The sequence below is a fragment of the Allobranchiibius huperziae genome, assembly GCF_013410455.1.
GTDB classification, from domain to species: Bacteria; Actinomycetota; Actinomycetes; order Actinomycetales; family Dermatophilaceae; genus Allobranchiibius; species Allobranchiibius huperziae.
This window is the reverse complement of record NZ_JACCFW010000001.1, coordinates 2,936,682-2,961,743: the sequence shown is the minus strand read 5'-3', so window position 1 is coordinate 2,961,743 and position 25,062 is coordinate 2,936,682. Positions and strand designations below refer to the sequence as shown.

Here is a 25,062-nt window from a genome sequence, read left to right as displayed (position 1 = left end):
ACGGATCGAGGAGCACAGGAGGTACCGGTGGCGGAGTGGACGAACTGGGCGGGCACCGTGCGTGCAACGCCGCGCGCCGAGGTGATGGTGCGCGACGTGCCGCACGCGCAGGAGCTGTGCCGGATGACGGCAGCCTCCGGGGGCGCGCTCAAGGTGGTCGGCTCTGGCCACTCCTTCACCGCGATCGCCGAGGCGACGGACGTGCTCGTGCGAGTGGACCGCCTGAGCGGAGTGCGGGCGGTCGACCGCGAGACGGCGCGGGTGTGGGTCGGTGCCGGTACGCCGCTGCACGTGCTCGGGCCGCTGCTCGCCAGGGAGGGCCTCGCGCTCACGAACATGGGCGACATCGACCGGCAGACCATCGCCGGGGCCGTGTCGACGGGCACCCACGGGACCGGCGCGGCGTACACCGGGCTGGCCGGTCAGCTCACCGGAGTGGAGCTGGTGACGGCCGACGGAGAGGTGCGGCGATACGACCGCGACGACCCCGAGTGGGGCGGTGTCGCGCTGTCGCTCGGCGCGCTCGGGATCGTGACGGCGTTGCAGATCCAATGCGTCCCGTCGTTCCTGTTGCAGGCGCACGAGCAGCCGGATGTGCTCGACTCCGTGTTGGCGTCACTGGACGAGACCGTCGATGCCGCAGACCATTTCGAGTTCTACTGGTTCCCGCACACCGATCGGGTGCAGACCAAGACCAACACCAGGGTGGCCGACGTCGCGCGCCGCGACCCCCTGCCCGCGTGGCGCGCGCGGCTCGACGACGACCTGCTGTCCAACACCGTCTTCGAGGGCGTCAACCGCCTGCTCACCCGCGTGCCGCGGCTGACGCCTGCCGCCAACCAGGTCGTCGCCCGGGCGCTCTCGGCGCGCACCTACACCGACACGTCGTACGACGTCTTCGCCACCCGCCGCACGGTGCGTTTCCGGGAGAGCGAGTACAGCGTGCCGCGCGCGGCGGTGCCGGATCTGCTGCGTCAGCTGCGCACCTGGTGCGACCGGCACGACGCGCGGATCCCGTTCCCCGTCGAGGTGCGGTTCGCGGCGGCCGACGACCTGTGGCTGTCGACGGCGTACGGGCGGGAGACGGGGTACGTCGCGGTGCACCAGTACCACCGACGTGACCACCGCGCGTACTTCGAGGCGTTCTGGTCGATGCTGCGCGACCACGACGCGCGGCCGCACTGGGGCAAGATGCACGACCTGGACGCCGCTGAACTGCGTTCGCGCTACGAACGATTCGATGACTTCGTCGCGCTGCGCGACGCGCTCGATCCGAGTCGCGTTTTCGGTAACCCCTACCTCGAGCGCGTCCTCGGCTGAGTCTTCGGCGTCCACCGATCGGTGGACGCCGAGTAGACCGTTCGGGCGTCGCGCGGGCATCGGCCGGATCGCGATGCTGACGATATGGCTGACCTCGCGATCGACACGACGGGACTGAGCAAGCGGTACGGCGACCGGGTCGCCGTCGATGCCCTGGATCTGCAGGTGCGGCACGGAGAGGTGCTCGCCCTGCTCGGGCCCAACGGCGCCGGCAAGACCACGACCGTGGAGATGCTGGAGGGATACACGACACCGGACGGCGGGCAGATGGCGGTGCTGGGCGCCGCCCCGAGCGCCCGCCGGTCCTGGCTGGACCGGATCGGCATCGTGGCGCAGACGAGCACCGGGCTGGGGTCGTTAACCGCCCGGGAGGTGGTCCGGAGCGTGGCGCGCTCCTACAGCACCCCCCGCGACGTCGGGGAGACCCTGGACGTCGTCGGGCTGGGCGAGCACGCGGACAAGCGGATCGGGTCGCTGAGCGGAGGTCTGCGGCGCCGGGTGGATGTCGCGCTCGGCATCATCGGCGCCCCCGAACTGCTCTTCCTGGACGAGCCCACCACGGGTTTCGACCCGGAGGCGCGACGGGCGTTCTGGGAGCTGATCGCCGGGCTGGCGCGCGACGGCACGACCATCCTGCTCACCACGCACTACCTGGAGGAGGCCGAGCACCTCGCCGACCGGGTGGCCGTGATGGCGAACGGCCGGCTGGTGGCCCTGGACACGCCGCAGGCACTCGGCGGGCGGGAGGCGGCGGTGGCGACCGTGAGTTGGCACGCAGCGGACGGCGTACGCGAGGAGCAGACCAGCACGCCCACGGCGACCGTGCGACGCCTCCAGGAGCAACTCGGTGCCGAGGTGCCCGGCCTGCAGGTACGCCGCCCGTCTCTCGAGGACACCTATCTGCGGCTGATCGCCGCCACCACCCCCACCCGAGAGGAGTTCTGATGCGCACCCTGACCCTGGGCATCGACCGGACCGGCATCGAGTTGCGCGAATTCGTGCGCGAGAGGGAGGCCCTGTTCTTCGTGTTCCTCTTCCCCGTGCTGATGCTGGCTCTCTTCTCCGCCGTCTTCAGTAACCAGTTCGGCGGTGCGGACGCCGCCCCGGGGGTGAACGCCGCCCGTCACTTCCTGCCCGCGATGACGGCCGCAGGGCTGCTGTTGACCAGCTTCCAGTCGATGGCCATCGGCGTGGCGACCGAACGCGACGACGGCACCCTCAAACGACTGCGGGGCACTCCGTTGCCGGCGGCGTCCTACTTCCTCGGCAAGATCGGGATGGTGCTGGTGTCCTCGGCGGCGCAGTTCGGGCTGCTGATCCTGGTGGCGTGGGCGGTGTTCCGGGTCCAACTGCCGAGCGACGCGCAGCACTGGCTGACCTTCGCGTGGACGTTCGCGCTCGGCGTCGGCACCGGCACCATCTGCGGGATCGCCTACTCCTCGTTCATCCCCAACGCGCGGAGCGCGACGCCCATCGTGGTCGCTCCGGCTCTGATCCTGCAGTTCATCTCGGGGGTCTACCTGTCCTACCCCGACCTGCCGCGGTGGCTGCAGCAGATCGCCGCCGTCTTCCCCCTCAAGTGGATCGCGCAGGGCGAGCGGTCGGTGTTCCTGCCCGATTCGCTGCGCTCCCAGGAGGTCGCGCACAGCTGGCAGCACGCCGAGACCGCCCTGGTCCTCGGTGGCTGGAGCCTGGCCGCGCTGGTCGTCGCTCTGCTCACCTTCCGCTGGATCTCCAAGCGTCCGGCATGATCGGGACGGTGAGCGGACAGGGCGCTGTGCGGGCGGTCGGTGTCGCGCTGCCCTCGCCCTGGTGGCGTCGCAACCGCGGCTGGCATGTCCTGCACCTGGTGGGGTGCCTCGTCACGGTCCCGGTCCTGGCGCTCACGACGGTGCACGGTGCACGGCTCGGTGTGGCGGTGGTGGGCGTGCTGACACTCGTCGCGGCATACGGCGTACGAGGTGGCCGCGGCTTCGCGGCCGACCCGCCGGGATCCACCGTCTACCCCGTTCTCGCGTGGTGCGCCGCGATCATGATCACCGTCGGGTCCTACCAGGCGGGCACGGTCTGCGCCTTCCTGGTCGTGACCCAGACCTGGGCGCTGATGGAGCGGACGGCTGCGACCTGGCTGGTGACCGCGGGTTTCGTGGTGTTCGGTGCGGTGATCTGGCTCTGGTCGGGGGCCGACACGAAGGCTTTCCTGGTGGTGCTCGCGACCGTCGGGGGTGGCTGGGCCTTCGCCGTCTGCATGGGCTGGTTCGTCGACTCCATCGCCCGCACGTCGCAGGAGCGTGCCGAGATCATCGACACGTTGCGCGCCACCCAGGCCGAACTGGCGAGATCGCAGCGGTTGGAGGGCATCCACGCCGAGCGCGAGCGGTTGTCGGGGGAGATCCACGACACCCTGGCGCAGGGCTTCACCTCCGTGGTGGCGCTCAGCCGGGCGGCACAGCTGGCGCAGGAGCGCGGCGACGGTGCCCGGGTGGCCGAGCGGCTGCGCCTCATCGAGACGACCGCCCAGGACAACCTCGACGAGGCACGGATCATCGTGGCCGAACTGTCCGCGGTGAGCAGTCACACGCTGGTGCAGGCGCTGGAACGACTGGTGCACACCATCCGTCAGGCGACCGCCATGGAGGGTCGTCTCGACGTGATGGGGCCGCCACAGGGCGCTGGGCCCGCCGTGGAGACGGCCCTGCTGCGCATCGCACAGGAGTGCCTCACCAACTCCCGGAAACACAGTGGCGCCACGATGTTCGGGGTGACCCTGGACTACACGCGAGGCGACTGCATCACGTTGTGCACGAGTGACGACGGTGTCGGCTTCAACCCCGCGGCTGCGCCCCTGGGGTTCGGTCTGGGAGGCATCAGGTCCCGCGCCGATGCCGTCGGGGGCCAGGTGGACCTGCAGACCGGGCCCGGACGGGGCACCCGGCTGTCGGTGCGGGTGCCGCGATGACCGCCGCCCAGGGTGAGACGCGACCCCTTCGCATCGTCGTCGTCGACGACCATCCCGTGGTCCGCGCGGGCATCGTGGCGATGCTGAGCGAGCACGACGGACTCGAGGTGGTCGGCACCGGCCGTAACGGCGCCGAGTGCCTCAACTTGGTCGCGGATCTCGCGCCCGACCTGGTCCTGACCGATCTGCGGATGCCCGTCATGGACGGTGTCGAGACCACCGCGCGGTTGAGCGCGACCCCGGGAGCGCCTCCGGTGCTGGTGCTCACCACCTACGACAGCGACACCGACATCGTCCGGGCGATCGAGGCGGGCGCCCGCGGCTATCTGCTCAAGGATGCGCCGCTGCAGACCCTGGTCGACGCGATCCGCAGCGCCGTGCGCGGTGAGGAGGTGTTGGCCCCGGAGGTTGCTGCCAGGCTGTCCGCGCGGGGCCAGGTCGCCCGCTCCGCGCAACTGTCGGCCCGCGAGATCGAGATCGTCGCCCTCGTCGCGGACGGGTTGTCGAACGCCGCCATCGGTCGGCGGCTCTTCATCGGCGAGGCGACCGTCAAGACCCACCTGCTCCGCGCGTTCGCCAAGCTGGGGGTGAACGACCGCACGGCAGCAGTCAGCGCGGCGTACCGGGAGGGTCTGATCAGGCTCGACTGACCACCCGATCGTCAGCGTCCTGGTGGTGTCGGCGCCACAGATTTGCTGACAATGGTGGAGGGACCCTCTCGGTTGTCAGCGTCCTGGTGGTGTCGGCGCCACAGATCCGCTGACAACCGGGGTTTCGGCGAGACGCTCGCGCAGGCCCGCCGCCATGACCGCGATGGTCGACGCGTCGAAGAATCCTCCGGCGGTCTGCATCAGACGCTTCCTTCGCACCGGCGCCGCGCGCAGCCGCAGGCAGACCCGCGTGCGGTCCGGGCTCGCGTCGGGCTGCAGCGTGATCGACCAGGTGATCGCCGTCCTCCCGCGCTGCGAGGAGTAGACGATCGACGTGGGCCGCTCCAGCTCCTCCACGCGGAAGGTCTCCTGCGTGCCGCCGTAGTCCGGGATGACGTCGCCCACGGCGAGTGCCTGCCACTGCGGCAGGAGGCTTCGGGCGGCACGCCGACCGTGGGGCAGGAGACGCTCGATGGACCGCGGCAGATACCAGCCGGCACGTGCCTTCCCCAGCTGCACGAGCCACGGCCACACGGTGGCCGGTGGGGCGTCCAGCGTGAAGGCGCGGTCCATGATCACGTCGGCGCGCGCGACACGGTGATCGCCCGGCCGCGCGGCCGCGCGTTCGGCGTCAGTGGGAGTGGTGCTCGCGAACACGTCGGCCCCTACGTCGAGCAGTGGGGCGGGCGAGCAACCCTCTGCCTCAACGCGATTCCTTCAGGCCGTCCCACGTCCACTGCGGAATGTCCAAACCGTCAGGTACGTCGTCCGCGCTGCGCGGGTATTTCGCCATGGACATGGTGGTGGCCCACGCGAAGTAGTCGTGCAAGGCACCGGCGAGGCGCGGGTCCCCGGCGAGACCGGTGTCGGCGAGTGCCTGATCGAAGCAGGCGATCGCGCGCTGGTCCATGTCTTCGTGCTCGCCCTCGCCCGCGTGCAGGCGGACGACGGACGTCTCGTCGCCGTACGTGCCGGTGTACGCACGGGGGCCACCGAGCGCCTCCACCCAGTACGCCGCGAGTCGCTCGCTGTGGTCGGGACGGAATCCGTGATGGAAGGCATGCGCCACGACCTCGTCGGCCATCACGCGCTCGTGCCAGGCATGTGCCAACCGGGTCAGCCCCACCGTTCCGCCGGCGGCGTCGTACAGAGTCTCCGTCTCCATTTGTGCAGCATGCCACCGCCAGGCCCTGGCGGAAACCGTTCGGATTCCGGCCCGCATGCGCGCGCTCGTCGCGGTCCAGGATGGGGTGATGGACATCCGCCCGGCGACCGCCGGCGACGTGACGGCGGCGCCTGACTGGCTCGCGGGCATCGACCTGCGCGCGGACCGGTGGCGCGACGATGCCACGCGCGCGGTCGTGGGGACGGAGGACGGCATGGTCGTGGCCGCGGGTCATCTGTTCACCAGCCCTGTGCGCGACGACCGGTACTGGGTGGAGGTCGTGGTCGCGCCGCAGCGCCGCCGCCGTGGCCACGGTCGCAGCATCGCGAGGTACCTGGCGGACCTGCGAACCGATCCCAAGCCGATGTGCTCACGCGGCTTCGTCTCCTCCGCGGCTGTGCAATTCGCACGAGGCCTGGGCGCGCACGCTTACCAGACCTGCCCGCCGGAACGGGTGCAGACGGTCGATGCCGCGCGGCTCACGAGATCGCCCGTCGCGACCGTCGCGGGCACCGCCGTGGACCTCTCCGAGTTGCAGCGTGCATGGACCGACATCTATGAGTGGATGCACGCCGACTGGGCTCCCGTGGCACCAGGGTTCGAAGAGCCCCTGCTCGAGGACTTCGCCGATGAGCTCGACCTCGTGCACACCAGGGTCGTCGGTGAGGGTCGCGTCAGGGCCGCGGCGTTCGTCTTCGCCGATGCACCGGAGCCGGTGGTGGTGGCCGAGTGTCGTGAGCGTGACGAGACTGACGGGCTCGCACTCCTGCGCGCGTGCGTGCGGGACAGTCTGCTGTCGCTCGCCGAGGACGGCATCGCCGCCATCAGCTTCGACGGGCACGACACCGACCCGCACTTCCGGCCGCTGCTGGACGAGTTGCCGGTCAGCGGCGAGGCTTTCGAACTCCTGGAGTGGGGGTGACGGAGGGCCGCGCTAGTCGGTCGCTCCCGCGAGCGACGCGCGGCTCCAGGTGGGTCGCACGCCGGGGCAGTCGAGCAGGTAGTCGCAGATCTGCTCCGCCGACCAGCCGTGCGCCTCGCGCAGACCGTCCGCGATCCGGCGCAGGTATGCCGCGCTGGGTGCGTTGAGCGGCGCGGTCTCGATCGTCCAGGGCGCGGAGAACGTCACGACCGGGACACCCTCGAGTTCGCCGACCTGGTGCAACGTCTCGTACCGGCCGGGGCCGAGCGTCGCCACCGGTGCGTGCGCGAGCAGGCCGGCGACGTCCACCTCGTCCCCGGGCGGTCGGTGCATCTCCTGGGCGGCGACATCGCTGAACTGCTGCACGGTGAGCAGGTACGCGCGTGCCGCGACCGTCGGCGCCCCGTCCCGCACCGTCGGGTCGTAGAACGCGACACCGCCGGTCCAGGTCGGTGACTCCCACGCGAAGTAGAGCCGGCCGGGCAGCAGCAGCGGGTGGTCGCCGGTGGGCGGCGTACGGTCGCGGGCTCCGGGGTAGGTGCGCGAGGCACCCGACGGTCGGCCGCCGAAGAGGTAGTGACTGAACCGGTCACGTGACAGGTTCGAGCCGTACGCGGCGTACCAGACCTGCTCCATCAGGCGGCGAGACTGGCCGCCGACCGGCTGAGACGGCGCCCTCGGTTGGCGCTCATGACCGAGTCGATCACGAGCAGCACCAGCGCGATCCACACGATCCCGAAGCCGATCCAGCGCGCCGACGACATGTGCTCGCCCAGCAGGGCGACCCCGCAGATGAGCTGCAGGATCGGAGTGAGGAACTGCAGCAGCCCGATCGTCACGAGCGGCACCCGACGTGCTGCGGCGGCGAAGAGCAGCAGCGGCACCGCGGTGACGATGCCGGACACCGCGAGGAGAACAGCGTGGCCTGTGCCTTCCGTGGTGAAGGTCGAGTCACCGCGGATCGTCAGCACCGCCAACAGGATCACGGCGATCGGCGCGAGCACCGCCGTCTCGAACGACAGGCTCTCCAACGCGGTCAGGCGGCCGCCGACGCGCTTCTTCATCAGCCCGTAGCCGGCGAACGACAGAGCGAGGCTGACCGCGATCCACGGCGGTTTGCCGTAGTCGACGGCGAGGTAGACGCACGCGGCGACGCCGATCGCGACGGCCACCCACTGCAGCACCCTCAGCCGTTCCTTCAGCACCACCACGCCGAGCGCGACGGTGACCAGCGGGTTCAGGAAGTAACCGAGGGCGGCCTCGGTGACGTGGCCGGTGACGACCGCCTGCACGTAGATCGTCCAGTTCGCGGCGATCAGCAGGCTGGCGATGCTCAGTGCGACGAGGCGGCGCGGCTCGGCCAGCACCTCGCGTACGAAGCCCATCCGCCGACGCACCGCCAGGATCACCGCGCACACGAGCAGCGTCCACAGCACCCGGTGCGCCAGGACCTCCCACGCGCCGACGGGCTCGATGGCGTGGAAGTAGAGCGGGAAGGCGCCCCACAGCAGGTAGGCGACGAACCCGTACGCCGTGCCCGTGCTCGTCTCGGAGCGGGCCGGCTTGCCGTTCGCCATCGGGCGGTCCCTCGATCGGTCGGTGGAGGCTTTGAAATCGAAGGCTATCGGGCCGACGGACGCCGCCGAACCGGGTGGGGGTTCTGCGTCCGTGGCCAGTGCTGCAGCCCTGGCCACCGACGCAAACCGGCCACCTCGCCGCGCACGATCCACGGCTGGCAGGGATCAGTCGGAGACGGTCCAGGTGTCGTGACCGTGCAGCAGCTGCTCCAGTGCCCGGTCGTCGGCGGGGCCGCCGGCCGTGTCGATCGCGGCGGCGACCTGGCTGCGGACCCCGTCGTCGTACGTCGGTCTCGACACCGATCGGAAGACCCCCATCGGCAGCTGCGCGAACGACGGGTCGTCCAGGCGGCTCAGCGCGAACGCCTGGCTCGGGTCGTTGTCGTTCACCCGGTGCCGCACGACGCGTGCCGGATCAGCGGTGGCCTCCGGCTCGACGGCCAGGTGGCCTTCGGGGCCGCGTACGACGACGCGCGCCGTCTCGCCCTCGCCGGCCCGGATCGGCTCGCCGTCGACCAGCTGCATGATGCGCGCGCTCGCCTCGTCACGGTCCTTGACCAGCTGGAAGGCGCCGTCGTTGAAGATCGGGCAGTTCTGGTAGATCTCGACCAGGGCGCTACCCCGGTGCTCGGCGGCCGCGCGCAGCGTCGCGGTCAGGTGCTTGCGGTCCGAATCCATGGTGCGGGCAACGAAACTGGCCTCCGCGCCGAGCGCCAGCGACACCGGGTCGAACGGCTGATCCACCGATCCCAGCGGCGAGGACTTGGTCACCGCGCCGACATCGGACGTGGGGGAGTACTGGCCCTTGGTGAGGCCGTAGATCTTGTTGTTGAAGAGCAGGATCTTGATGTTGACGTTGCGGCGCAGGGCGTGGATCAGGTGGTTGCCGCCGATCGACAGCGCGTCGCCGTCACCGGTCACGACCCACACCGACAGGTCCTCGCGGGAGGTGGCGAGGCCGGTCGCGATCGCGGGCGCGCGCCCGTGGATCGAGTGCATGCCGAAGGTGTCCAGGTAGTACGGGAAGCGGGCGGCGCACCCGATTCCGGAGATGAAGACGATGTTCTCCCGGCGCAGCCCGAGGTCGGGCAGGAAGCCCTGCATCGCGGCGAGGATCGCGTAGTCGCCGCACCCGGGGCACCAGCGCACCTCCTGGTCGGAGGTGAAGTCCTTCTTCGTCTGCGCTTCGTCGTCGCCGAGCCGCGGGACTCCGGAGGTGCCGAGCTTCGGCATACCCAGATCGATGCTCATGTGAGGTCCTCCAGGTGCTCGTGGATGACGGCTGCGATCTCCGTCGAGGTGAAGGGCAGGCCGCGAACGGCGGTGTGGCTGCGCACGTCGACCAGGTACTTCCCGCGCAACAGCAGTGCGAGCTGGCCGAGGTTCATCTCCGGCAGCACCACGCGGTCGTACGCGCGCAGCACCTCGCCGAGATTCCCAGGGAACGGCGCCAGGTGGCGCAGGTGCGCCCGCGCGACCTTCGATCCTGCAGCGCGGCACAGCCGGGTGGCCTCCGCGATCGGGCCGTACGTCGAACCCCACCCCAGGACCAGCACGCGGGCGTCGCCGGACGGGTCGTCGACCACGACGTCGGGCACGTCGATGCCGTCGATCTTGGCCTGGCGGGTGCGGACCATGTGGTCGTGGTTGTCCGGGTCGTAGCTGATGTTGCCGGTGACGTCGGCCTTCTCGATGCCGCCGACCCGGTGCTCCAGCCCCGGCGTGCCCGGAACGGCCCACGGCCGCGCCAGCGTGTTGGGATCGCGCAGGTAGGGCGCGAATACCGGGTTGCCCTTGTCGTCGACGGAATTGGGCTCGGTCGGGGCGTCGACGTGCAGATTCGGCAGGTCGCCGATCTGCGGCAGCCGCCACGGCTCGGAGCCGTTCGCCAGCGAGCCGTCCGAGAGCACGATCACCGGCGTCCGGTAGGTCGTCGCGATGCGCACTGCCTCCAGCGCCGCGTCGAAGCAGTCGACCGGTGTCGCAGGGGCGATCACGGCGACCGGCGATTCGCCGTTGCGGCCGTACATCGCCTGCAGCAGATCGGACTGCTCGGTCTTGGTGGGCAACCCGGTGGACGGACCGCCGCGCTGCACGTCGACGATCACGAGCGGCAGCTCCAGGGAGACGGCGAGCCCGATGGTCTCCGCCTTGAGGGCGAGGCCCGGCCCCGACGTCGTGGTGAGGCCGATCGCGCCACCGAACGCCGCGCCGAGCGCGGCACCCACGCCGGCGATCTCGTCCTCGGCCTGGATGGTCGTCACGCCGAACCGCTTCAGGCTGGACAGCGTGTGCAGGATGTCCGAGGCCGGGGTGATCGGGTAGCTGCCCAGCACCAGGGGTCGGTCCGCGCGGTGTGCCGCGGCCACGAATCCGTAGGCGATGGCGAGGTTTCCGGTGATGTTGCGGTAGGTGCCGGTTGCCTTCGGCGCACGCCGCACGGTGTAGGAGACCGCGAACGACTCGGTCGTCTCGCCGTACGCGTGGCCCGCGTGCAGAGCCGCCAGGTTGGCGGCGAGGATGGCGGGCTTGCCCGCGAACTTGCGCTTGAGGAACGACTCGGTGCCGCTGGTCGGCCGGGAGTACATCCACGACAGCAGCCCGAGCGCGAACATGTTCTTCGCGCGTTCCTTCTCCTTGCGGGTGAGCTCGAAGTCGGCGAGCGCCGCGACCGTGATTGAGGTGAGCGGCACGGCGTGCAGCGCCCACGACTCGAGGCTGTCGTCCTCGAGCGGGTTGCTGGGATAACCGACCTTGGCCAGGTTGCGCTTCGTGAACTCGTCGGCGTCGGCGATGATCACGCCGCCACGAGGCAGGTCGCCGAGGTTGGCACGCAGGGCGGCCGGGTTCATCGCGACCAGTACGTCGGGCGCGTCGCCGGGGGTGAGCACCTCGTGGTCTGCGAAGTGCAGCTGGAACGAGGAGACGCCCGGCAGTGTGCCCTGCGGCGCTCTGATCTCGGCGGGGAAGTTGGGCAGCGTCGACAGGTCGTTGCCGAGACTCGCGGTCTCGGCGGTGAACCTGTCACCGGTCAACTGCATACCGTCGCCGGAATCGCCGGCGAATCGGATGACGACACGATCGAGGGTCTGCTGGGACTTGCTGCTCATGTGGCGAGTGCTCCCGTGGGGTCGGTCTACCTTCTCCAACCTAGGCCGCAGGCGATTTCATCCCGCCCGTACCCCCCGGTTTCACAGGATTTCCTGCTGCTTCGCGACAGCACGCTTTCAGAATGTGCTCGTGCGAGAAGGAGCTATCGCCCAGACGGGCGGCATACGCTCGCGGTTGTGACCTGGTGGCAGGACCGGATCGTGGAGGCCGGCAAGGAGCCCGTGGCGCTGTGCCTCGTGGCGTTCATCGCGACGTTCCTGCTGACCCGCCTCGTGACCCGGACGATCCGCAGCGGCCGTGGCCCGTTCCGTAACAACGTCAGCTCCACCGGACTGCACATCCACCACGCCGTGCCGGGGCTCTTCCTGCTCCTCGCGGGCGCTCTCACCTCGCTCGCGTCGTACGACTCGACGTCGCTCAACATCGCGGGGCTCTGCGTGGGTGCGGGCGCCTCGCTCGTACTCGATGAGTTCGCGCTGATCCTGCACCTGCGCGACGTGTACTGGGCGCGTCAGGGACGGGCGTCGGTGCAGGCCGTTGCGCTCGCGGGGATGGTGATGGGGCTGACGCTGCTCGGTTTCACCCCCGAGAACGTCGACGAGCTCACCGACCGCAACGCGCCCGTGCGCTGGGCCACCGTCGCGATCCTGCTGACGAGTTTCGTCTGCTGCCTGATCTGTGCGGCGAAGGGGAAGTACCGCCTGGTGGTGCTCGCCGCCATCGTGCCGATCGTCGCGTACGTCGGTGCGGTGCGCCTCGCGCGACCCGGCTCGCCCTGGTACCGGCGCTACCCCGAGGGCTCGCGCAAGCAGGTGCGCGCGCGGGGCAGGGCCGGCGGTTTCGACCGGCACATCGCGCACGGGCTGACCTGGTTCGGCGACCTGGTGGCCGGTGCGCCCTCTCGCGAGGACGCCGCCGCGGAGTCCGCCGAGCGTGCGGCCGTCCTCGTCGCCCCATCCCAAGAGGAGGACGATCCGGTCCGCAGCGGGCACGGCTCGCGTTCGTCGTCCTGACGCCGAGGCCACCCGGGTCTGCGTCAGTCGACTTCGACCGTCACCACCGTGTCCGGCCTGGCGGCCCCCATCGGAGAGTGCGCACTGCGGGCCGCCGATGTGGTGCTGCTGGTGACCGAGGCCGTGCTCGGGGCCGTCGAGGCGCTGGCGCGGGTGACGCGCACGCTGGAGGGGGTCCGCGCCGACTGCGACGGGGCGCCGCGAGTGCTGGGGGTGGTGGTTTCCAACTACACGGCCCGGGAGTCCTACCCGGCGCAGCTGCTCGCACAGCTACGCGAGCAATGGCCCGTGCTGGGCGTCGTCCCGCGCCGCGCGGTGATGGTCAAGGCCGAGGGGGCCGGCGGACCCGCAGCGGCCTGCGGCGCAGAGATAGGGGCGATCGTGGAGGAATTCGCGCAGCTGGCGCAGATCGTCACCGAGCAGGCGAACAAGGAACGAGGCTGACCATGCCACCCGAGGCACGCCCCGCGCAGACCGCGCCCCTGACACCGGCCCCCGACAACGGGCAGCACTACACCGACGCCGGCCGCGCCAGTGGCCGCCGTGGAACACCGAGCGAGCCGGCGATCTGGGGTCGCAAGCTGTCCAACCGGGTGCCGCAAGATCTCTACGACGCGCTCGAGGTGCGAGCCGAGCGGCTGGGCGTGCCGGTGGGTGCGTTGATCGTGCGCGCGCTGCGCGCTGAGGTCGCCGGCGGCGTCCTGGCCGATGACCTGCTGGACCGGCTCGCCGCAACGGCTGAGGCGGCCGGCAGCACACCCGAGCGAGTCCTCGCCGCAGCGGTCGAGGCTGAGGCAGCCCGACGCGGCTGCTGACTCGGCAGCTGCCCGCCTTTCGTCGTGACCTACGGCAACGGGTCGAGGCGGCCACCGTGCACGGCACACGGGCCAACGCCGGTCGTGACGTGGCCCTCTCCTTGTCCGCACCAGCTGAGCGCGACAAGTCCCTGCCGATCGTCGCGGAAATGCTGCTCGCAGAAATCGACTACCGGCCCGGGTCGTACCTGGCTTCTGCCCTGCTCGTCTGGCTCACTCACGACCGAACCGGTCCGAATCGGGTGAATGGTCGACTCCGCCCCACAGACCACGCAGGGAAGACCGTCGCGCTTGTGAGTCATGGGCGCAACCTACGCGCATCGCTCTGGCCCCGCGCGGTACCGCACGGGGCCATCTGGTCCCAGGGCGGCTGCTAACCCTTGCTGTCGGGGGTCCACCCAAACGGGATGTGGTTGGTGCCGTTGTTGCACATGTACTGGTCGGTGTGCGCTGTGGGGTCGTTGGTGCCGAAGCTGCGAACCGGGGTGAGGACACGGCTGACGGCCTGTTCGTTGCAGGACGGGCAGCGGTATGGGGTGGCTTCAACGCTCATGTGCCCAGTCTTTCGGGCGAAAGGCTCAGCCGTCGACTTTCCGCCGGCGCCCGTGCGGGTCCAGGCCGGCGGTCAGCTGCGCGACGGCGGTCTGAGAGGGCGCGACATAGCGCTGGAGGCTGGACAGTGCGGCGTGCCGTGATTTCGCCATCAGCAGGGCGCTGCTGGCGCCGGTCTCGGCGAGGTGGGTCAGTGCGGAGTGCCGCAGCTGGTGCAGGGTCGCGCCGTGGGTCGCGTCGGTGAACAGGGCGGAGGCTTGGCGGTAGGACAGCCGGGCGTGCCCGGTGGCGGGGTCCAGGTCGGACAGGGCAGGCAGGGCGTCGGTGCGTGGGGGCCGGCTGGACAGGAACACCGGGCCGCGGTCGCGGCCGGCGAGTACCCGGGGGAGTAGCCGCGCGGTGCCCGAGGCGTAGTGCAGGGTGTCCCGGTCGCCGCCCTTGCGGATGGTGCGAGCGGTGCGGTTGGTCAGGTCCAGGTCGCCCACGTCCAGGCGCAGGACTTCCTCCGCGCGGGCGGCGGTCTCGTAGAGCATCCGCCACAGTGCCCGCTCGCGCAGCGCGTGGCGCGGATCGGTGCACAGCCGCTCGATAGTCCTCTCGGCTCAGCGCGCGGTCGTGCTGCTGCGGGATGCGCCGCACGTGCACCAGTCGCCCGAACCGGTAGGCGGTGGCGTCGGTGCACCACTCCCGATAGGCGGCGTACGCCAGCAGGCCGCGGAGGGCGTTGATCGCCAGGTTGAAGGTGGCCGGTGCAGCGGCGTCGTACGCGGTGCGCAGCGCAGCGCGGCCTCGTAGTTTTAGGCGTCCAGCGCGGCCAGGGGCGTGCCCTCGGGCAGCTGCGCGCCGATCTGGCGCAGCGCGGTCGCCTAGGTGCGCCGGGTGGTGGCGGCGGTGGGTCGCTCCAGGAACGCGGCCACAGCCGCGGCCCAGCTGATCCCGCCGGGGGCGGCGTCGGGGTGGGGCGGCTCATCGGGGCACCTTCCGCAGTTAATCAGTGCTGCGGACGGTAATGGCGGCCCCGACAGGCCCGCCGTTGCGCGCTTCGGTGCCATAGGCACCGCAGATACAGGGCGTTATCTGCGGGACTAGAGCGATGGGAGCTGGTGGGCGACGATCCAGGCCTGATACCCCGCATCGGATCGCTTCTCCCAGAGGAACTCTCCGTCTGGGCCGTGCTCAGCGAAGTGCGCACAGCGGCTCATGCCTTCCCGGCAGAACGCATCGAGGGCGTCTGGGGGGAGGTCGGGATGATGAGCAAGCGCGTATACGAAGCCGTCTTCGTCAACCTCGTAGATGAGGACACAACCGAGCACGGGCGCTCCGCGCTCTTGCTCCCGAGCGCGGACGCTCTCATCAGGGACCACCGAGATCCCACTGCGCTGTAGGTAGTCCGCGTAGCTCTCGTCAGGTAGCTGGGGAAGGTGACTCGCGTCCCCGTCGTCATGCGGCATGGACACTCTGCACCTCTCGCGACGGTCCCGGCGACAGGGCGAGTTGGGTGCCCTATCCCTCCATCTTGCTCCCGCCGGAGCATGCACCCAGAGCGGTTAGGGGCACCGTAGCTATTAGCTTGCTCCCGCCGCTCGCGCCGGGCCGTCGCCAGTCCGCTTGCTCGACGGGTCCGGTGCACAGCGTTCCAACACGACCTGTCGCCCAGTTGCGTTGAGCATTACGTGGTCGGTTTCGTCTTTGGTTTCGTGGTCGATATGGCGTTTGAGATCCCACGCTGTTACATTTGCGTCATTCCGCCCCGCCGTCCTCCGGGATTGGCGGGGATTTTTTTTCCCCAGAAGGGTGTCGAGGGTGGCCGATCCGGACCGGATAACGGTGCTCATCGACTACCAGAACGTCCACGGCTGGGCGCGCCGGCTCTTCCACGAGTACGGCAGCGATCGGCCGCGCAGATCAGCAACGTCGACGGCAGTCCGACCGATGTCGCCGTGACATGGACCCCGCAGGAGAACCGGGGCGCCGAATATGTCTCCTACGTCGTCACCCTCAGCAGCGCAGACGGCCACACCTCGCGCCAGGTCGCCAAGACGCTCTACGTCACGGATCACGCCCCCGATCAGTTCGTGTTCGACTTCGGCACCTCCCATCAAACCAACCTCACCGCCACCGACGCGGGACTCTCCGGGCTTGCCTTCCCCCACGCCTTGGACGGCGTCACGGGAGCTTGGAGCGCAACGGGCGCCGTCGACGTTGACGGCGCCGACGTGTCCACCTGCTCATAGCTCCCACACGGGATCGGATGGCCCCGCGCGGGACCGCGCGGGGCCAGTTAGAGCACGGCGGCCGCGGTGGCCTCGCGCAGCGCTTCGGCGGGCAGCTCGACGTAGCGGCGGGTGGTGACGGGAGAGGCGAGCCCGAGCAGGGTCTGCGCGGTGAACAGGTCGCGGGTGGGCGCGTAGACAACGGTGGCGAAGGGTGTGGCCGGTGTAGCGGCCCCGAGCGCGTTGGACAGGATCTTGACCACGTAGGCGGGGGACAAGTGCCCGTCGTCGTTGCCGGGGAACAGGTGCGCGTCGCCGGTGTAGGCCGCAGCCTCGGTCAGGTGGCGGGCCAGGTCTCCGGTGTACGGGATGCGGCGCTGGTGGCCGCCCTTGCCGGTGACGGTCAGGGCCAGGTGCCCGGCGTAGTCGCGGGGTCAGGTCCCGGGCGTGGGTGCGGGCGATTTCCCCGCAGCGTAGGCCGAGCTCGGCGCCAGGCGGATCTTCAGCCCGGTCCGTTCATCGGAGCGGGACAAGGCGTCGGTGATGACCGCGTGCGGGGCCGGTTTCGCCACCGCGCGCGGGGGCCGGATGACCGGCAGTCCGCGCGGTCCCAGGTGTGGTGGAAGTTCCCGTCACTGGCGCGGATAGAACGTACGACGCCGCAGGGCCAGTCCTCCGACACGTAGCCGTGGACGATGTAGCACACGGTGAGGGGATCAATCTCGGGTGAGTTGCGAACTCCACCGGGACCACGTCGCGTCCAGGTCCGAGGCGTGTGCATCCTGAGTGAGGCGGCGTGCCACGGCACCGGGTGCGGCCAGTTCGAAGTGGTCGGCTGCTGGGGTGGGTCGCCAACCGAGTGCCGTGATCGTGTCGATGATCCGGGCTTCTGCCAGCATCCCTGGCAGCGAACGCGATTCGGGTGACAGATCGAGATCCTCCGCGACGGCGGGCGTTCCGTCGTACGTCATGCGGGTGCGGCAGCGCAGCGCTCCACCGGCCTGCCCGGACCGGCCGATGCCGACGGTGTCGCGCAGCAGCAACCGGCCGCCCTCGGCCACCTCGGCCCGGGTCGAGCGGCGTACGTCGGCGCCGTCGCTCACGACGAACGGCTCGGCCTGCCACACGAGCACACCGCCCTTCTCGACGTCGATGACGTTGTCCCACAACGCTGTCCCACCTCGCCCGTCGTACGCAACGGTCGCTGCGACATCGCGTACGACGAGGCGGCACCCTGCGCCGACCTCGAGGCGCACGCGCGCATGATCGCCGCCGAGCAGGGTGGCGGTCGTCGCGACCAGCGCCACCTCGACGGCGTCCGCGGTCCGCGCGACCAGCCGCGGAGCCAGCACCCCGGTCCGCAGGTGCACCCTCGCCGGCTCGGAGCCGCAGGACTCGACGCGGACGACGGTCTCCCGGTCGGTCAAGGAGTGTGCGCCGCGTGCTCGTGCGAGTGCACCGTGCCGTCGATGTGGGCGTGCGGCGCCATCGGACCCGGATCGACCGGGTGGTGGGTGCCGTCGCGGTGGGCCGCGATCATCGCGACGACCCAGTCGGCCAGGGCGGCGACGGTCTCCGGACGCTTGCGGGAGAGCCCGAGCACAGGCCTGCCGTCCCGGGCGTCGCGCCCCTGCTCGACCATGAGTTCGTCGTCGACCTCGACATGCTCGGCGAGGTCGATCTTGTTGACGACCAGCAGGTCGGCGCGGGCGATGCCCGGCCCGCCCTTGCGGACCACGTCACCGCCGCCGGCGACGTCGAGCACGAAGATCTGCGCGTCGACCAACGCGGGCGAGAAGGTCGCGGTGAGGTTGTCGCCGCCGGACTCCACGAGCACCAGATCCAAGGGTGCGAAGTCGGCCTCGAGGTCCTCGACGGCGATCGCGTTGGCGGTGATGTCGTCCCGGATCGCGGTGTGCGGGCACGCACCGGTCTCGACAGCGCGGATGCGCGCCGGGTCCAACACCCCTGCGGCACGGAGCATCTGGGCATCCTCATCGGTGTAGATGTCGTTGGTGACCACGCCGATCTGCAGCCGGCCCGCGAGCGTCCGGCACAGCGTCGCGATCAGCGAGGACTTCCCGGTGCCGACCGGGCCGGCTATGCCGAGGCGCAGTGTGCGGGTGGGGTGGTGGGGCGAGCCGGGCGAATCAGGCACGGAAGAGTCTCCTTCGGGCGGTGGCGTGGGCGTGCTGCCAGATCTCGGCGGCGGGTGCGGCCGGTGCCGGTATGTCGGCCGGCGTGCGCAGGTCGGCGACCTGCACGACGATCTGCTCCACGAGCGGGGCCACCTCGAGCGCCCACACGACGGTGTCGACCGGATCCAGCGGCGCGAGTTTGAGCGCTGCGGCGCACACGGATTGCACATCGTCGTGGCAGATCACTCGGGCGAGGTCGGTGGCCGACACGTCGAGTCGGGCGGCGATCCGGGCGATGGCGATCGGCCGCGGCGCACCCCGGCGGACCTGCCCGCTGCGCACGTCGCGCTCCTCGGTGAGGCGGGCGAGGAGGCGCTCGTACCCGCGACCCAGCTCCACCGACGCCTGCCGTACGACGTGACTCGGCGTCCGCGCGGCCCACGCCTGCTCGACCGGCTCGAGCGGACCACCCGCGAGCAGCACCCGCAGCGCGACCACCGCCGTCGCCGCGTCGACGAGGGTCGCGGTGCGGAGGCGCGTCGTGAGGTACGCCGGGATGTCGCCGCTCGGCATACCCGCCAGCAACGCGGGCTCCAGACCGCCGGACTGGGTGTGCCCACCGGTGGGCAGCCGCGCGTCGCCGAGCAGCAACGTCGCGAGCGAGCCTGTGGCGGAGGACATCTCAGAACATCGAGTAGAGCTGCGCCAACGGCAGTTCCGCCGCGGGCGCCGGCTGCACGACCTCGCCGTCGATGGCGATCGCGAAAGTCTCGGCGTCGATGTCGATGAGCGGCGTGGCGGAGTTGTTGACCATCTGCGCCTTGCCGACGTCGCGGGTGCCGCGCACGGCGACCAGTGCGCGCCGCAGCCCGAGCCGGTCCGCGAGCCCGCCGTCCAGCGCGAGCGGCGACACGAACGACATCGAGAGGTCCGCTCCGGCCGATGCCACGAGCGCCGGCCGCATCAGCACCGGTTGCGGGGTCGGGATCGAGGCGTTGGGGTCGCCGAGGGAGGCCCAGACGATCGCGCCGCCCTTGACGACCACCGACGGGCGGATTCCGAAGAACTTCGGCTCCCACAGCACCAGATCGGCCAGCTTGCCGACCTCGATCGACCCGACCTCGTGCTCGATGCCGTGCGCGATCGCGGGGTTGATCGTGTACTTCGCGACGTAGCGGCGGGCGCGCTCGTTGTCGGCGGGCAGCGACGCGCCGAGCGACCCGCGGCGGGCCTTCATCACGTGCGCGACCTGCCAGGTCCGGGTGATGACCTCCCCGATCCGGCCCATCGCCTGCGCGTCCGAGGAGGTGATCGAGAGCGCGCCCATGTCGTGCAGCAGGTCCTCCGCCGCGATCGTGGTTGCACGGATGCGGGACTCCGCGAACGCCAGATCCTCCGGCACCGAGGGGTTCAGGTGGTGGCAGACGATGAGCATGTCCAGGTGCTCGGCGACGGTGTTGACGGTGTGCGGGAGCGTCGGATTCGTAGATCCGGGAAGGACGTTCGGCTCAGAGGCGATCGACAGGATGTCCGGTGCATGACCGCCGCCCGCGCCCTCGGTGTGGAACGCGTGGATCGACCGGCCGCCGATCGCACGCAGCGTCGACTCGACGTACCCGGCCTCGTTGAGACTGTCGGAGTGCAGCGCGACCTGCATCTCGTACGCGTCCGCCGCCCGCAGCGCCGCGTCGATCGCCGCCGGCGTCGAGCCCCAGTCCTCGTGCACCTTGTACGCCGCCGCCCCCGCCAGCGCTTGCTCGCGCAGGCCCTCTGCGCTCACGGTGTTGCCCTTGCCCATGAGCAGCAGGTTGACCGGCAGATGGTCCAGGCCTCGATGCACGGACTGCAGGTGCCAGGGGCCGGGCGTCACGGTGGTGGCCTTCGAGCCCTCCGAGGGCCCGGTGCCGCCACCGCCGAGGGTCGTCAGACCTGTCGCCAGCGCCTCGTGCACCTGACTGGTCGACAGGAAGTGCACGTGCATGTCGATGCCGCCGGCAGTGAGGATGCGGCCTTCGCCCGAGATGACGTCGGTGCCCGGCCCGATCTCCAGCTCCGGCGTGATGCCGTCGGTGATGTCGGGGTTGCCGGCGCGGCCGATCCCGACGATGCGCCCGTCGCGGATGCCGACGTCGGCGCGTACGACACCCCAGTGGTCGAGCACGATCGCACCGGTGATCACGGTGTCGAGGGCGCCCTGGGCGCTGGTGCGGGTGCCCTGCGCCATCGATTCGCGGATCGACTTGCCGCCGCCGAAGACGGCCTCGTCGCCGTAGGAGATCGATCCGTCCGGCATCGTCGCGGTGAGGTCGCGCTCGATCTCGATCCACAGGTCGGTGTCGCCGAGGCGCACCTGGTCGCCGGTCGTCCCGCCGTAGAGCGCGGCGTACTTCGCGCGGTCCAGCTCAGCCATCGTGCTTCCCCGTCTGGATGCCAGGCACCTTCTGCCGCCCGGCCAGGCGCACCGCACCGACCTCGCGAGACATCCCCGGCTCGAAACGCACCGAGGTGCCGGAGGGCACGTCGAGCCGGAAGCCCTGCGCCGCAGCGCGATCGAAGTCCAGGGCGACGTTCGCGTCAGGCAGGTGCAGATGCGAGCCGATCTGGATCGGCCGGTCGCCGGTGTTGACGATGACCAGCGTGCGCCGGTCGCCGTCGGCGCGCTCGTTGATGGTGAGCGTGCCGGGCGCGACCCGGATGGCGCCCGGTCCGTCGTTGCCGCCGCTCATGCGATCGGGTGGTGCAGCGTCACGAGCTTGCGTCCGTCGGGGAACGTCGCCTCGACCTGGACGTCGGGGATCATCTCGGCCACGCCGTCCATCACCTGATCGCGGGTGAGGACCTCACGGCCGGACTCCATCAGGTCGGCGACCAGCGCGCCCTCACGGGCCCGCTCGATGACCCACGTCGAGAGCAGGGCGACGCTCTCGGGGTAGTTGAGCCGGACGCCGCGCGCGAGCCGGTCGCGGGCGACCATCCCGGCGACCGAGAGCAGCAGCTTCTCGGTGTCGGCGGGTGTCAGGTGCATGCGGGCCAGTGAAGCAACTCAATGTGTCGGCCACGTTTCGCCCTGTAACGACGAACATGCAGTCCGCGGCGCCGCCACCGGTCGATCCGCGCGGCTGCGCGGATCGACCGACGACGAGACCACGAACTGCATGTCGGTCGCTGCAGTCGGTGCAGGTCAGGCGATGGCGTCCTCCACCGAGGTCGAGGTCAGCCCGTGCGCCTCGGCGACCGGGGCGTTGGTGAGCGAGCCGTCGTACGTGTTGAGCCCCAGCGCGAGCGAGTGGTCGTCGCGGCAGGCCTGCTGCCAGCCCTTGCGGGCGAGCGCGACCGTGTAGGGCAGCGTCGCGTTGGTGAGCGCGTACGTCGAGGTGTTCGGCACCGCACCGGGCATGTTCGCGACGCAATAGAAGACCGAGTCGTGCACCATGTACGTCGGGTCGGCGTGCGTGGTCGGGTGGGTGTCCTCGAAGCAGCCGCCCTGGTCGACCGCGATGTCGACGAGCACCGAGCCGGGCTTCATCTGCGAGACCAGCTCGTTGGTGACCAGCTTCGGGGCGCGCGCGCCCGGGATGAGCACCGCACCGATGACCATGTCGGCCTCCAGCAGCTGCTGGCGGATCGCCAGCGACGACGACGCCAGCCCGTGCACCCGGTTGCTGTAGCGCCAGAACGACATCCGCAGCTTGTCCAGGTCGGTGTCGAGCATCGTGACGTCGGCGCCCATGCCGAGCGCGATGTTCGCGGCGTTCTGGCCGGAGACACCCGCGCCGATGACGACGACCTTGGCGTTGGCGACGCCGCCGACGCCGCCCATGAGCACGCCGCGACCGCCCTGCGCCTTCATGAGGGAGTGCGCGCCGACCTGCGGTGCGAGGCACCCGGCGACCTCGGACATCGGGTAGAGCAGCGGCAGGCCGCCGGAGGGCAGCTGCACCGTCTCGTACGCGATGCCGGTGACCTTGCGCCTCAGCAGCTCGTCGGTGAGCGGCTTGTCGGCGGCCAGGTGCAGGTAGGTGAAGAGCAGCTGGCCCTCGCGCATGCGGTGGTACTCCTGCTCCACCGGCTCCTTGACCTTGAGGATCATCTCGGCGTCGGCCCACACGTCATCGGCGGAGTCGATGATCTTCGCACCGGCCGCGACGTACTCCTCGTCGTGGATCGAGGAGCCCACGCCGGCACCCTTCTCGATGCAGACGTCGTGGCCCTGCGTGACCAGCTCGTGCACGCCGATCGGGGTGATGGCCACCCGGTACTCGTGGTTCTTGACTTCCTTGGGTACGCCGACGCGCACGGTGATCCTCCTGGGTCGATGACAACTCGTCGTTCCAGGATCGAACTTGGACGGGTCGCAACGCTAGGATTCTGTCGATTATTCGCCAGAGTCGCGGCGGGATGAACTTCTGTCGATTCTGCTGCCATGGGACGGGTGTTGATGAAGGAAGTTCGGTCCGGTGGTGTGGGTCACAGCGCGGCGCCGCTGGACGACACCGATCAGGTGCTGCTCGGACTGCTCGCGGCGGACGCCCGGATGGCCAACAAGGCCCTGGCGCGCGCGGCCGGCATCGCGCCGTCCACCTGCCTCAACCGGGTGCGGCTGTTGCGTGAGCGCGGGGTGATCCGCGGCTACCACGCGGACATCGATCCGGAGGCGATCGGACGCCCGATCCAGGCGTTCGTCTCGGTCCGGCTGCGCGCCGGATCGCGTTCGCGGATCAGGGAGCTCACCGGTCGGCTGGCGGCGCTGCCGGGGGTGCTGAACGTGTACTTCCTGGCGGGCGCCAACGACTTCCAGCTGCACGTGGCATGCGAATCGCCCTCCGCGCTCAGCAACTTCGTGGTCGACAACCTCAGCGCCTCCCAGGACGTGGCCCTCACCGAGACCACCCTGATCTTCGAGCACGTCGCCGGCCGTGCTCAGACCCGGCACACCCACCCCGGGTGATCAGGCCGGTCGGGCAAGCACGCTGACGGTGTTCGCGTTCGTTGACGGTGTTCGAACGCCGTCAACGAACGCAAACGCCGTCAGGCTCAGGTGCGCAGTCAGGCGAAGTCGAACCAGTGACCGTGCGGATGGGCGGTGCCCCAGTACGCCGGCTCCAACTCCGCCCCGTCGCGCCAGCGGCGGGCCCCCAGCACCGTGCCGCCCTGCGCGTCCCGCAGATGCGGCGGCAGCTCGACCTCGGGCATGCAGCGCGGCGGCTCGGCGGTGATCCAGCTGACCGGTCGCCCGTCACGGGCCGCGGCGGCCAGATGGCGCGCCACCAGCGGACGGCGGGACCGCTCGACGTACGTCAGCGCCCAGGAGCTGAAGAGCACGAGGTGGTCGCCGCCCGCTCGTGCCAGGGTGGCCGGCAGGTCGTCGATCATGTCGCCGCGATCGACGGCCGGCGGATCGGCGCGCAGCAGGTCCACGGCTGCGGTGAACCGTTCGTACCGGCCCGGCACCTCCGGCCACAGGCACGCGGCCAGCCACCGCACGGCGGACTCGTCGGACAGGTCGACGGGGTGCAGGTCGATGCCGCGGGCGCTCGCGATCGCCGGGAGTCGCAACCCGCCGGCAGGTCGGGCGGAGCGGTCCTCGCCCAGGCACTGCACGTTGGAGTCCGCCGGCCCGTACGCCGCCCGCTCACCGTGCGAGTCGCCAGGCGTCTCGATCGTCGTGCGGTAGCGGTCGATGCCCAGCAGCAACCCGGCACTGGCGCCGATCTCCACCAGCCCGACCGGCAGATCGGGCACGTCCGTGCAGGCGCGCTGCAGCAGCGCGGCCAGGTAGACGCAGCGGTTGACCTCGTTGGTCTGGGTGGAGCGGGTCGCGATGACCTCGCGCAGCCGGTCGGCGTGTGCCATGGCCGCGTCGCGCACTTCTGGCCACGGGTCTCCCGTCGCCACCGCGTCCGGCCCGACCACGCTCGGATACCACTGGGCGACGGGCAGACCGGGGTGATCGAGTACGAGGTCGTGCAGGGCCGCCAGGAGGAGCACGGGGCGCGCCTGGCCGGGCTGAGCCGACAGCAACAGCCCCGCCACCTCGTCGTCGCGGGCGGCGTTCGCGGTGATGGAGCTGTAGAGCGGCAGGTCGGCGTACTCCTGCGACCACGCCGTGAGCCGGTCCTCGATCGACTCCAGATCGCTCATCCGCGCATCATCACACCTGAGCGCGAGAGCGGGCGGCGACACGGGAAATGGACGGTGCCGAACGCGGAGACCCCCGCTCGTTAGGCTGCGGACCGTGAGTTCTGGGTTGAGCGGGTACCTCGTACTCGCCGGGGTGACGGCGGCCGGCGTGCTGCTCTTCGTCGCCGCCATGCTGGCCCGGCGCCTGCTCGCGCCGCGCGCGCCCAGCCAGGCCAAGGCATCGACGTACGAGTCGGGCGTCGACCCGGTCGCGGGCGGCTGGGCGCAGACCCACGTGCGCTACATGACGTTCGCGTTCCTCTACCTGGTCTTCGCGGTCGACTCCGTCTTCCTCTTCCCCTGGGCGCTCGTACTGCGGGACAAGGCCATCAACCGCGCCAGCCTGCTGGAGATGGGCATCTTCGCGGCCGTCATCCTGGTCGGCCTGGCGCACGCCGCCCGGCGCGGGCTGCTGCGCTGGACGCTCGACAACTGAGAGGGGAGCCG

General features: G+C 70.6%; 31 protein-coding genes. 13 read left to right on the top strand and 18 right to left on the bottom strand.

Annotated elements, in window-relative coordinates; all coding sequences use genetic code 11:
• The first annotated feature begins 84 nt into the window (after nucleotides 1-84).
• The 5 genes from HNR15_RS14020 to HNR15_RS14000 all read left to right on the top strand — a co-directional run bounded on the left by HNR15_RS14020 (nucleotide 85) and on the right by HNR15_RS14000 (nucleotide 4,929).
• A complete protein-coding gene (locus HNR15_RS14020; protein WP_246306304.1) occupies nucleotides 85-1,320 on the top strand; it encodes a D-arabinono-1,4-lactone oxidase in 1,236 nt (411 codons plus the stop codon).
• Nucleotides 1,321-1,404: 84 nt separating this feature from the next.
• Nucleotides 1,405-2,265 carry an ABC transporter ATP-binding protein gene (locus HNR15_RS14015; protein WP_179482780.1) on the top strand — a complete coding sequence of 287 codons (861 nt, stop codon included), beginning with the start codon at nucleotides 1,405-1,407 and terminating at the stop codon, nucleotides 2,263-2,265.
• Nucleotides 2,265-3,071, top strand: a complete 807-nt coding sequence (locus HNR15_RS14010; protein ID WP_179482779.1) for an ABC transporter permease — start codon at nucleotides 2,265-2,267, stop codon at nucleotides 3,069-3,071. Before HNR15_RS14015 ends, HNR15_RS14010 begins: the two co-directional genes overlap by 1 nt.
• An 8-nt stretch (nucleotides 3,072-3,079) precedes the next feature.
• The gene (locus HNR15_RS18885; RefSeq protein WP_179482778.1) at nucleotides 3,080-4,279 is read left to right on the top strand and encodes a histidine kinase; all 1,200 of its coding nucleotides are present in this window, start codon (nucleotides 3,080-3,082) and stop codon (nucleotides 4,277-4,279) included.
• Complete coding sequence (locus HNR15_RS14000; RefSeq protein ID WP_179482777.1) at nucleotides 4,276-4,929, top strand: response regulator; 654 nt, start codon at nucleotides 4,276-4,278, stop codon at nucleotides 4,927-4,929. Before HNR15_RS18885 ends, HNR15_RS14000 begins: the two co-directional genes overlap by 4 nt.
• A gap of 75 nt (nucleotides 4,930-5,004) precedes the next feature.
• Here HNR15_RS14000 and HNR15_RS13995 read toward each other — a convergent pair whose 3' ends face one another.
• Both HNR15_RS13995 and HNR15_RS13990 read right to left on the bottom strand, forming a co-directional pair.
• Nucleotides 5,005-5,586 (bottom strand): hypothetical protein, encoded by a 582-nt coding sequence (locus HNR15_RS13995; protein ID WP_179482776.1) that lies wholly within the window; start codon nucleotides 5,584-5,586, stop codon nucleotides 5,005-5,007.
• Between the two features lie 46 nt (nucleotides 5,587-5,632).
• Nucleotides 5,633-6,094, bottom strand: a complete 462-nt coding sequence (locus HNR15_RS13990) for a group II truncated hemoglobin (protein WP_179482775.1) — start codon at nucleotides 6,092-6,094, stop codon at nucleotides 5,633-5,635.
• A gap of 88 nt (nucleotides 6,095-6,182) precedes the next feature.
• Between HNR15_RS13990 and HNR15_RS13985 the strand changes: the two genes are divergently transcribed.
• Nucleotides 6,183-7,016: a GNAT family N-acetyltransferase gene (locus HNR15_RS13985; RefSeq protein WP_179482774.1), complete on the top strand. Its 834-nt coding sequence runs from the start codon at nucleotides 6,183-6,185 to the stop codon at nucleotides 7,014-7,016.
• Nucleotides 7,017-7,028: 12 nt separating this feature from the next.
• On the opposite strand, the gene HNR15_RS13980 is transcribed toward HNR15_RS13985, so the two are convergent.
• The 4 genes from HNR15_RS13980 to HNR15_RS13965 all read right to left on the bottom strand — a co-directional run bounded on the left by HNR15_RS13980 (nucleotide 7,029) and on the right by HNR15_RS13965 (nucleotide 11,703).
• Nucleotides 7,029-7,652 carry a histone deacetylase gene (locus HNR15_RS13980; protein WP_218883746.1) on the bottom strand — a complete coding sequence of 208 codons (624 nt, stop codon included), beginning with the start codon at nucleotides 7,650-7,652 and terminating at the stop codon, nucleotides 7,029-7,031.
• Nucleotides 7,652-8,593: an EamA family transporter RarD gene (gene rarD / locus HNR15_RS13975; RefSeq protein ID WP_179482773.1), complete on the bottom strand. Its 942-nt coding sequence runs from the start codon at nucleotides 8,591-8,593 to the stop codon at nucleotides 7,652-7,654. The genes HNR15_RS13980 and rarD overlap by 1 nt, the downstream gene beginning before the upstream one ends.
• Before the next feature lie 165 nt (nucleotides 8,594-8,758).
• Nucleotides 8,759-9,844, bottom strand: a complete 1,086-nt coding sequence (locus tag HNR15_RS13970; RefSeq protein ID WP_179482772.1) for a 2-oxoacid:ferredoxin oxidoreductase subunit beta — start codon at nucleotides 9,842-9,844, stop codon at nucleotides 8,759-8,761.
• Nucleotides 9,841-11,703: a 2-oxoacid:acceptor oxidoreductase subunit alpha gene (locus HNR15_RS13965; RefSeq protein ID WP_179482771.1), complete on the bottom strand. Its 1,863-nt coding sequence runs from the start codon at nucleotides 11,701-11,703 to the stop codon at nucleotides 9,841-9,843. The genes HNR15_RS13970 and HNR15_RS13965 overlap by 4 nt, the downstream gene beginning before the upstream one ends.
• Nucleotides 11,704-11,880: 177 nt before the next feature.
• Between HNR15_RS13965 and HNR15_RS13960 the strand changes: the two genes are divergently transcribed.
• Genes HNR15_RS13960 through HNR15_RS13950 form a run of 3 tightly spaced genes read left to right on the top strand, consistent with a single transcriptional unit; the run spans nucleotide 11,881 to nucleotide 13,532 of the window.
• The gene (locus HNR15_RS13960) at nucleotides 11,881-12,717 is read left to right on the top strand and encodes a hypothetical protein (RefSeq protein WP_179482770.1); all 837 of its coding nucleotides are present in this window, start codon (nucleotides 11,881-11,883) and stop codon (nucleotides 12,715-12,717) included.
• Between the two features lie 48 nt (nucleotides 12,718-12,765).
• On the top strand, nucleotides 12,766-13,161 hold the full coding sequence (locus tag HNR15_RS13955) for a hypothetical protein (protein ID WP_179482769.1): 396 nt from the start codon (nucleotides 12,766-12,768) through the stop codon (nucleotides 13,159-13,161).
• A gap of 2 nt (nucleotides 13,162-13,163) precedes the next feature.
• A complete protein-coding gene (locus HNR15_RS13950; protein WP_179482768.1) occupies nucleotides 13,164-13,532 on the top strand; it encodes a hypothetical protein in 369 nt (122 codons plus the stop codon).
• Nucleotides 13,533-13,905: 373 nt separating this feature from the next.
• Here the strand turns inward: HNR15_RS13950 and HNR15_RS13945 are convergent, their stop codons facing one another.
• From HNR15_RS13945 to HNR15_RS13935, 3 genes are all read right to left on the bottom strand, one after another.
• A complete protein-coding gene (locus HNR15_RS13945) occupies nucleotides 13,906-14,085 on the bottom strand; it encodes a hypothetical protein (protein ID WP_179482767.1) in 180 nt (59 codons plus the stop codon).
• Nucleotides 14,086-14,110: 25 nt separating this feature from the next.
• Nucleotides 14,111-14,665 carry a site-specific integrase gene (locus HNR15_RS13940; RefSeq protein WP_281374007.1) on the bottom strand — a complete coding sequence of 185 codons (555 nt, stop codon included), beginning with the start codon at nucleotides 14,663-14,665 and terminating at the stop codon, nucleotides 14,111-14,113.
• Between the two features lie 504 nt (nucleotides 14,666-15,169).
• Nucleotides 15,170-15,535: a hypothetical protein gene (locus HNR15_RS13935; protein WP_179482765.1), complete on the bottom strand. Its 366-nt coding sequence runs from the start codon at nucleotides 15,533-15,535 to the stop codon at nucleotides 15,170-15,172.
• A gap of 352 nt (nucleotides 15,536-15,887) precedes the next feature.
• Between HNR15_RS13935 and HNR15_RS13930 the strand changes: the two genes are divergently transcribed.
• Both HNR15_RS13930 and HNR15_RS13925 read left to right on the top strand, forming a co-directional pair.
• Nucleotides 15,888-16,028, top strand: coding sequence for a hypothetical protein (locus HNR15_RS13930; RefSeq protein WP_179482764.1), 141 nt, complete (start codon nucleotides 15,888-15,890; stop codon nucleotides 16,026-16,028).
• On the top strand, nucleotides 16,025-16,318 hold the full coding sequence (locus tag HNR15_RS13925; protein WP_179482762.1) for a hypothetical protein: 294 nt from the start codon (nucleotides 16,025-16,027) through the stop codon (nucleotides 16,316-16,318). Before HNR15_RS13930 ends, HNR15_RS13925 begins: the two co-directional genes overlap by 4 nt.
• Before the next feature lie 47 nt (nucleotides 16,319-16,365).
• On the opposite strand, the gene HNR15_RS13920 is transcribed toward HNR15_RS13925, so the two are convergent.
• The 8 genes from HNR15_RS13920 to ald form a co-directional block, all read right to left on the bottom strand.
• Nucleotides 16,366-16,575, bottom strand: a complete 210-nt coding sequence (locus HNR15_RS13920) for a hypothetical protein (protein ID WP_179482760.1) — start codon at nucleotides 16,573-16,575, stop codon at nucleotides 16,366-16,368.
• 438 nt (nucleotides 16,576-17,013) lie between these two features.
• The gene (locus HNR15_RS13915) at nucleotides 17,014-17,724 is read right to left on the bottom strand and encodes an urease accessory protein UreD (RefSeq protein WP_179482758.1); all 711 of its coding nucleotides are present in this window, start codon (nucleotides 17,722-17,724) and stop codon (nucleotides 17,014-17,016) included.
• Nucleotides 17,721-18,455: an urease accessory protein UreG gene (gene ureG, locus HNR15_RS13910; protein ID WP_179482756.1), complete on the bottom strand. Its 735-nt coding sequence runs from the start codon at nucleotides 18,453-18,455 to the stop codon at nucleotides 17,721-17,723. Before ureG ends, HNR15_RS13915 begins: the two co-directional genes overlap by 4 nt.
• The gene (locus HNR15_RS18385; RefSeq protein WP_179482754.1) at nucleotides 18,448-19,116 is read right to left on the bottom strand and encodes an urease accessory protein UreF; all 669 of its coding nucleotides are present in this window, start codon (nucleotides 19,114-19,116) and stop codon (nucleotides 18,448-18,450) included. Before HNR15_RS18385 ends, ureG begins: the two co-directional genes overlap by 8 nt.
• Nucleotide 19,117: 1 nt before the next feature.
• Nucleotides 19,118-20,845 carry an urease subunit alpha gene (locus HNR15_RS13900; RefSeq protein WP_179482752.1) on the bottom strand — a complete coding sequence of 576 codons (1,728 nt, stop codon included), beginning with the start codon at nucleotides 20,843-20,845 and terminating at the stop codon, nucleotides 19,118-19,120.
• Entirely contained in the window at nucleotides 20,838-21,161 is a 324-nt protein-coding gene (gene ureB / locus HNR15_RS13895) for an urease subunit beta (protein ID WP_179482750.1), read from the bottom strand. Before ureB ends, HNR15_RS13900 begins: the two co-directional genes overlap by 8 nt.
• The gene (locus HNR15_RS13890; RefSeq protein ID WP_179482748.1) at nucleotides 21,158-21,460 is read right to left on the bottom strand and encodes an urease subunit gamma; all 303 of its coding nucleotides are present in this window, start codon (nucleotides 21,458-21,460) and stop codon (nucleotides 21,158-21,160) included. Before HNR15_RS13890 ends, ureB begins: the two co-directional genes overlap by 4 nt.
• 156 nt (nucleotides 21,461-21,616) lie before the next feature.
• On the bottom strand, nucleotides 21,617-22,732 hold the full coding sequence (gene ald, locus HNR15_RS13885; RefSeq protein WP_179482746.1) for an alanine dehydrogenase: 1,116 nt from the start codon (nucleotides 22,730-22,732) through the stop codon (nucleotides 21,617-21,619).
• A gap of 126 nt (nucleotides 22,733-22,858) precedes the next feature.
• Between ald and HNR15_RS13880 the strand changes: the two genes are divergently transcribed.
• A complete protein-coding gene (locus HNR15_RS13880; protein WP_179482744.1) occupies nucleotides 22,859-23,383 on the top strand; it encodes an Lrp/AsnC family transcriptional regulator in 525 nt (174 codons plus the stop codon).
• A 98-nt stretch (nucleotides 23,384-23,481) separates the two neighbouring features.
• On the opposite strand, the gene HNR15_RS13875 is transcribed toward HNR15_RS13880, so the two are convergent.
• Nucleotides 23,482-24,576: a DUF2332 domain-containing protein gene (locus tag HNR15_RS13875; protein WP_179482742.1), complete on the bottom strand. Its 1,095-nt coding sequence runs from the start codon at nucleotides 24,574-24,576 to the stop codon at nucleotides 23,482-23,484.
• Nucleotides 24,577-24,670: 94 nt separating this feature from the next.
• On the opposite strand from HNR15_RS13875, the gene HNR15_RS13870 reads away from it, so the two are divergent.
• Nucleotides 24,671-25,051 (top strand): NADH-quinone oxidoreductase subunit A, encoded by a 381-nt coding sequence (locus HNR15_RS13870; RefSeq protein ID WP_233766801.1) that lies wholly within the window; start codon nucleotides 24,671-24,673, stop codon nucleotides 25,049-25,051.
• Nucleotides 25,052-25,062: the final 11 nt, after the last annotated feature.

Excerpts from the sequence above, each read along its gene's own strand:
- HNR15_RS13970 (WP_179482772.1), bottom strand. The coding sequence starts at position 9,844 with ATGAGCATCGATCTGGGTATGCCGAAGCTCGGCACCTCCGGAGTCCCG.
- HNR15_RS13945 (WP_179482767.1), bottom strand. The coding sequence starts at position 14,085 with ATGAGCGTTGAAGCCACCCCATACCGCTGCCCGTCCTGCAACGAACAG.
- HNR15_RS13935 (WP_179482765.1), bottom strand. The coding sequence starts at position 15,535 with ATGCCGCATGACGACGGGGACGCGAGTCACCTTCCCCAGCTACCTGAC.
- HNR15_RS13985 (WP_179482774.1), top strand. The coding sequence starts at position 6,183 with ATGGACATCCGCCCGGCGACCGCCGGCGACGTGACGGCGGCGCCTGAC.
- HNR15_RS18385 (WP_179482754.1), bottom strand. The coding sequence starts at position 19,116 with ATGTCCTCCGCCACAGGCTCGCTCGCGACGTTGCTGCTCGGCGACGCG.
- HNR15_RS13875 (WP_179482742.1), bottom strand. The coding sequence starts at position 24,576 with ATGAGCGATCTGGAGTCGATCGAGGACCGGCTCACGGCGTGGTCGCAG.
- HNR15_RS13880 (WP_179482744.1), top strand. The coding sequence starts at position 22,859 with ATGGGACGGGTGTTGATGAAGGAAGTTCGGTCCGGTGGTGTGGGTCAC.
- ureB (WP_179482750.1), bottom strand. The coding sequence starts at position 21,161 with ATGAGCGGCGGCAACGACGGACCGGGCGCCATCCGGGTCGCGCCCGGC.
- HNR15_RS13965 (WP_179482771.1), bottom strand. The coding sequence starts at position 11,703 with ATGAGCAGCAAGTCCCAGCAGACCCTCGATCGTGTCGTCATCCGATTC.
- HNR15_RS14010 (WP_179482779.1), top strand. The coding sequence starts at position 2,265 with ATGCGCACCCTGACCCTGGGCATCGACCGGACCGGCATCGAGTTGCGC.
- HNR15_RS13890 (WP_179482748.1), bottom strand. The coding sequence starts at position 21,460 with ATGCACCTGACACCCGCCGACACCGAGAAGCTGCTGCTCTCGGTCGCC.
- HNR15_RS13950 (WP_179482768.1), top strand. The coding sequence starts at position 13,164 with ATGCCACCCGAGGCACGCCCCGCGCAGACCGCGCCCCTGACACCGGCC.
- rarD (WP_179482773.1), bottom strand. The coding sequence starts at position 8,593 with ATGGCGAACGGCAAGCCGGCCCGCTCCGAGACGAGCACGGGCACGGCG.
- HNR15_RS14020 (WP_246306304.1), top strand. The coding sequence starts at position 85 with ATGGTGCGCGACGTGCCGCACGCGCAGGAGCTGTGCCGGATGACGGCA.
- HNR15_RS13900 (WP_179482752.1), bottom strand. The coding sequence starts at position 20,845 with ATGGCTGAGCTGGACCGCGCGAAGTACGCCGCGCTCTACGGCGGGACG.
- HNR15_RS13980 (WP_218883746.1), bottom strand. The coding sequence starts at position 7,652 with ATGGAGCAGGTCTGGTACGCCGCGTACGGCTCGAACCTGTCACGTGAC.
- HNR15_RS14015 (WP_179482780.1), top strand. The coding sequence starts at position 1,405 with ATGGCTGACCTCGCGATCGACACGACGGGACTGAGCAAGCGGTACGGC.
- HNR15_RS13990 (WP_179482775.1), bottom strand. The coding sequence starts at position 6,094 with ATGGAGACGGAGACTCTGTACGACGCCGCCGGCGGAACGGTGGGGCTG.
- HNR15_RS14000 (WP_179482777.1), top strand. The coding sequence starts at position 4,276 with ATGACCGCCGCCCAGGGTGAGACGCGACCCCTTCGCATCGTCGTCGTC.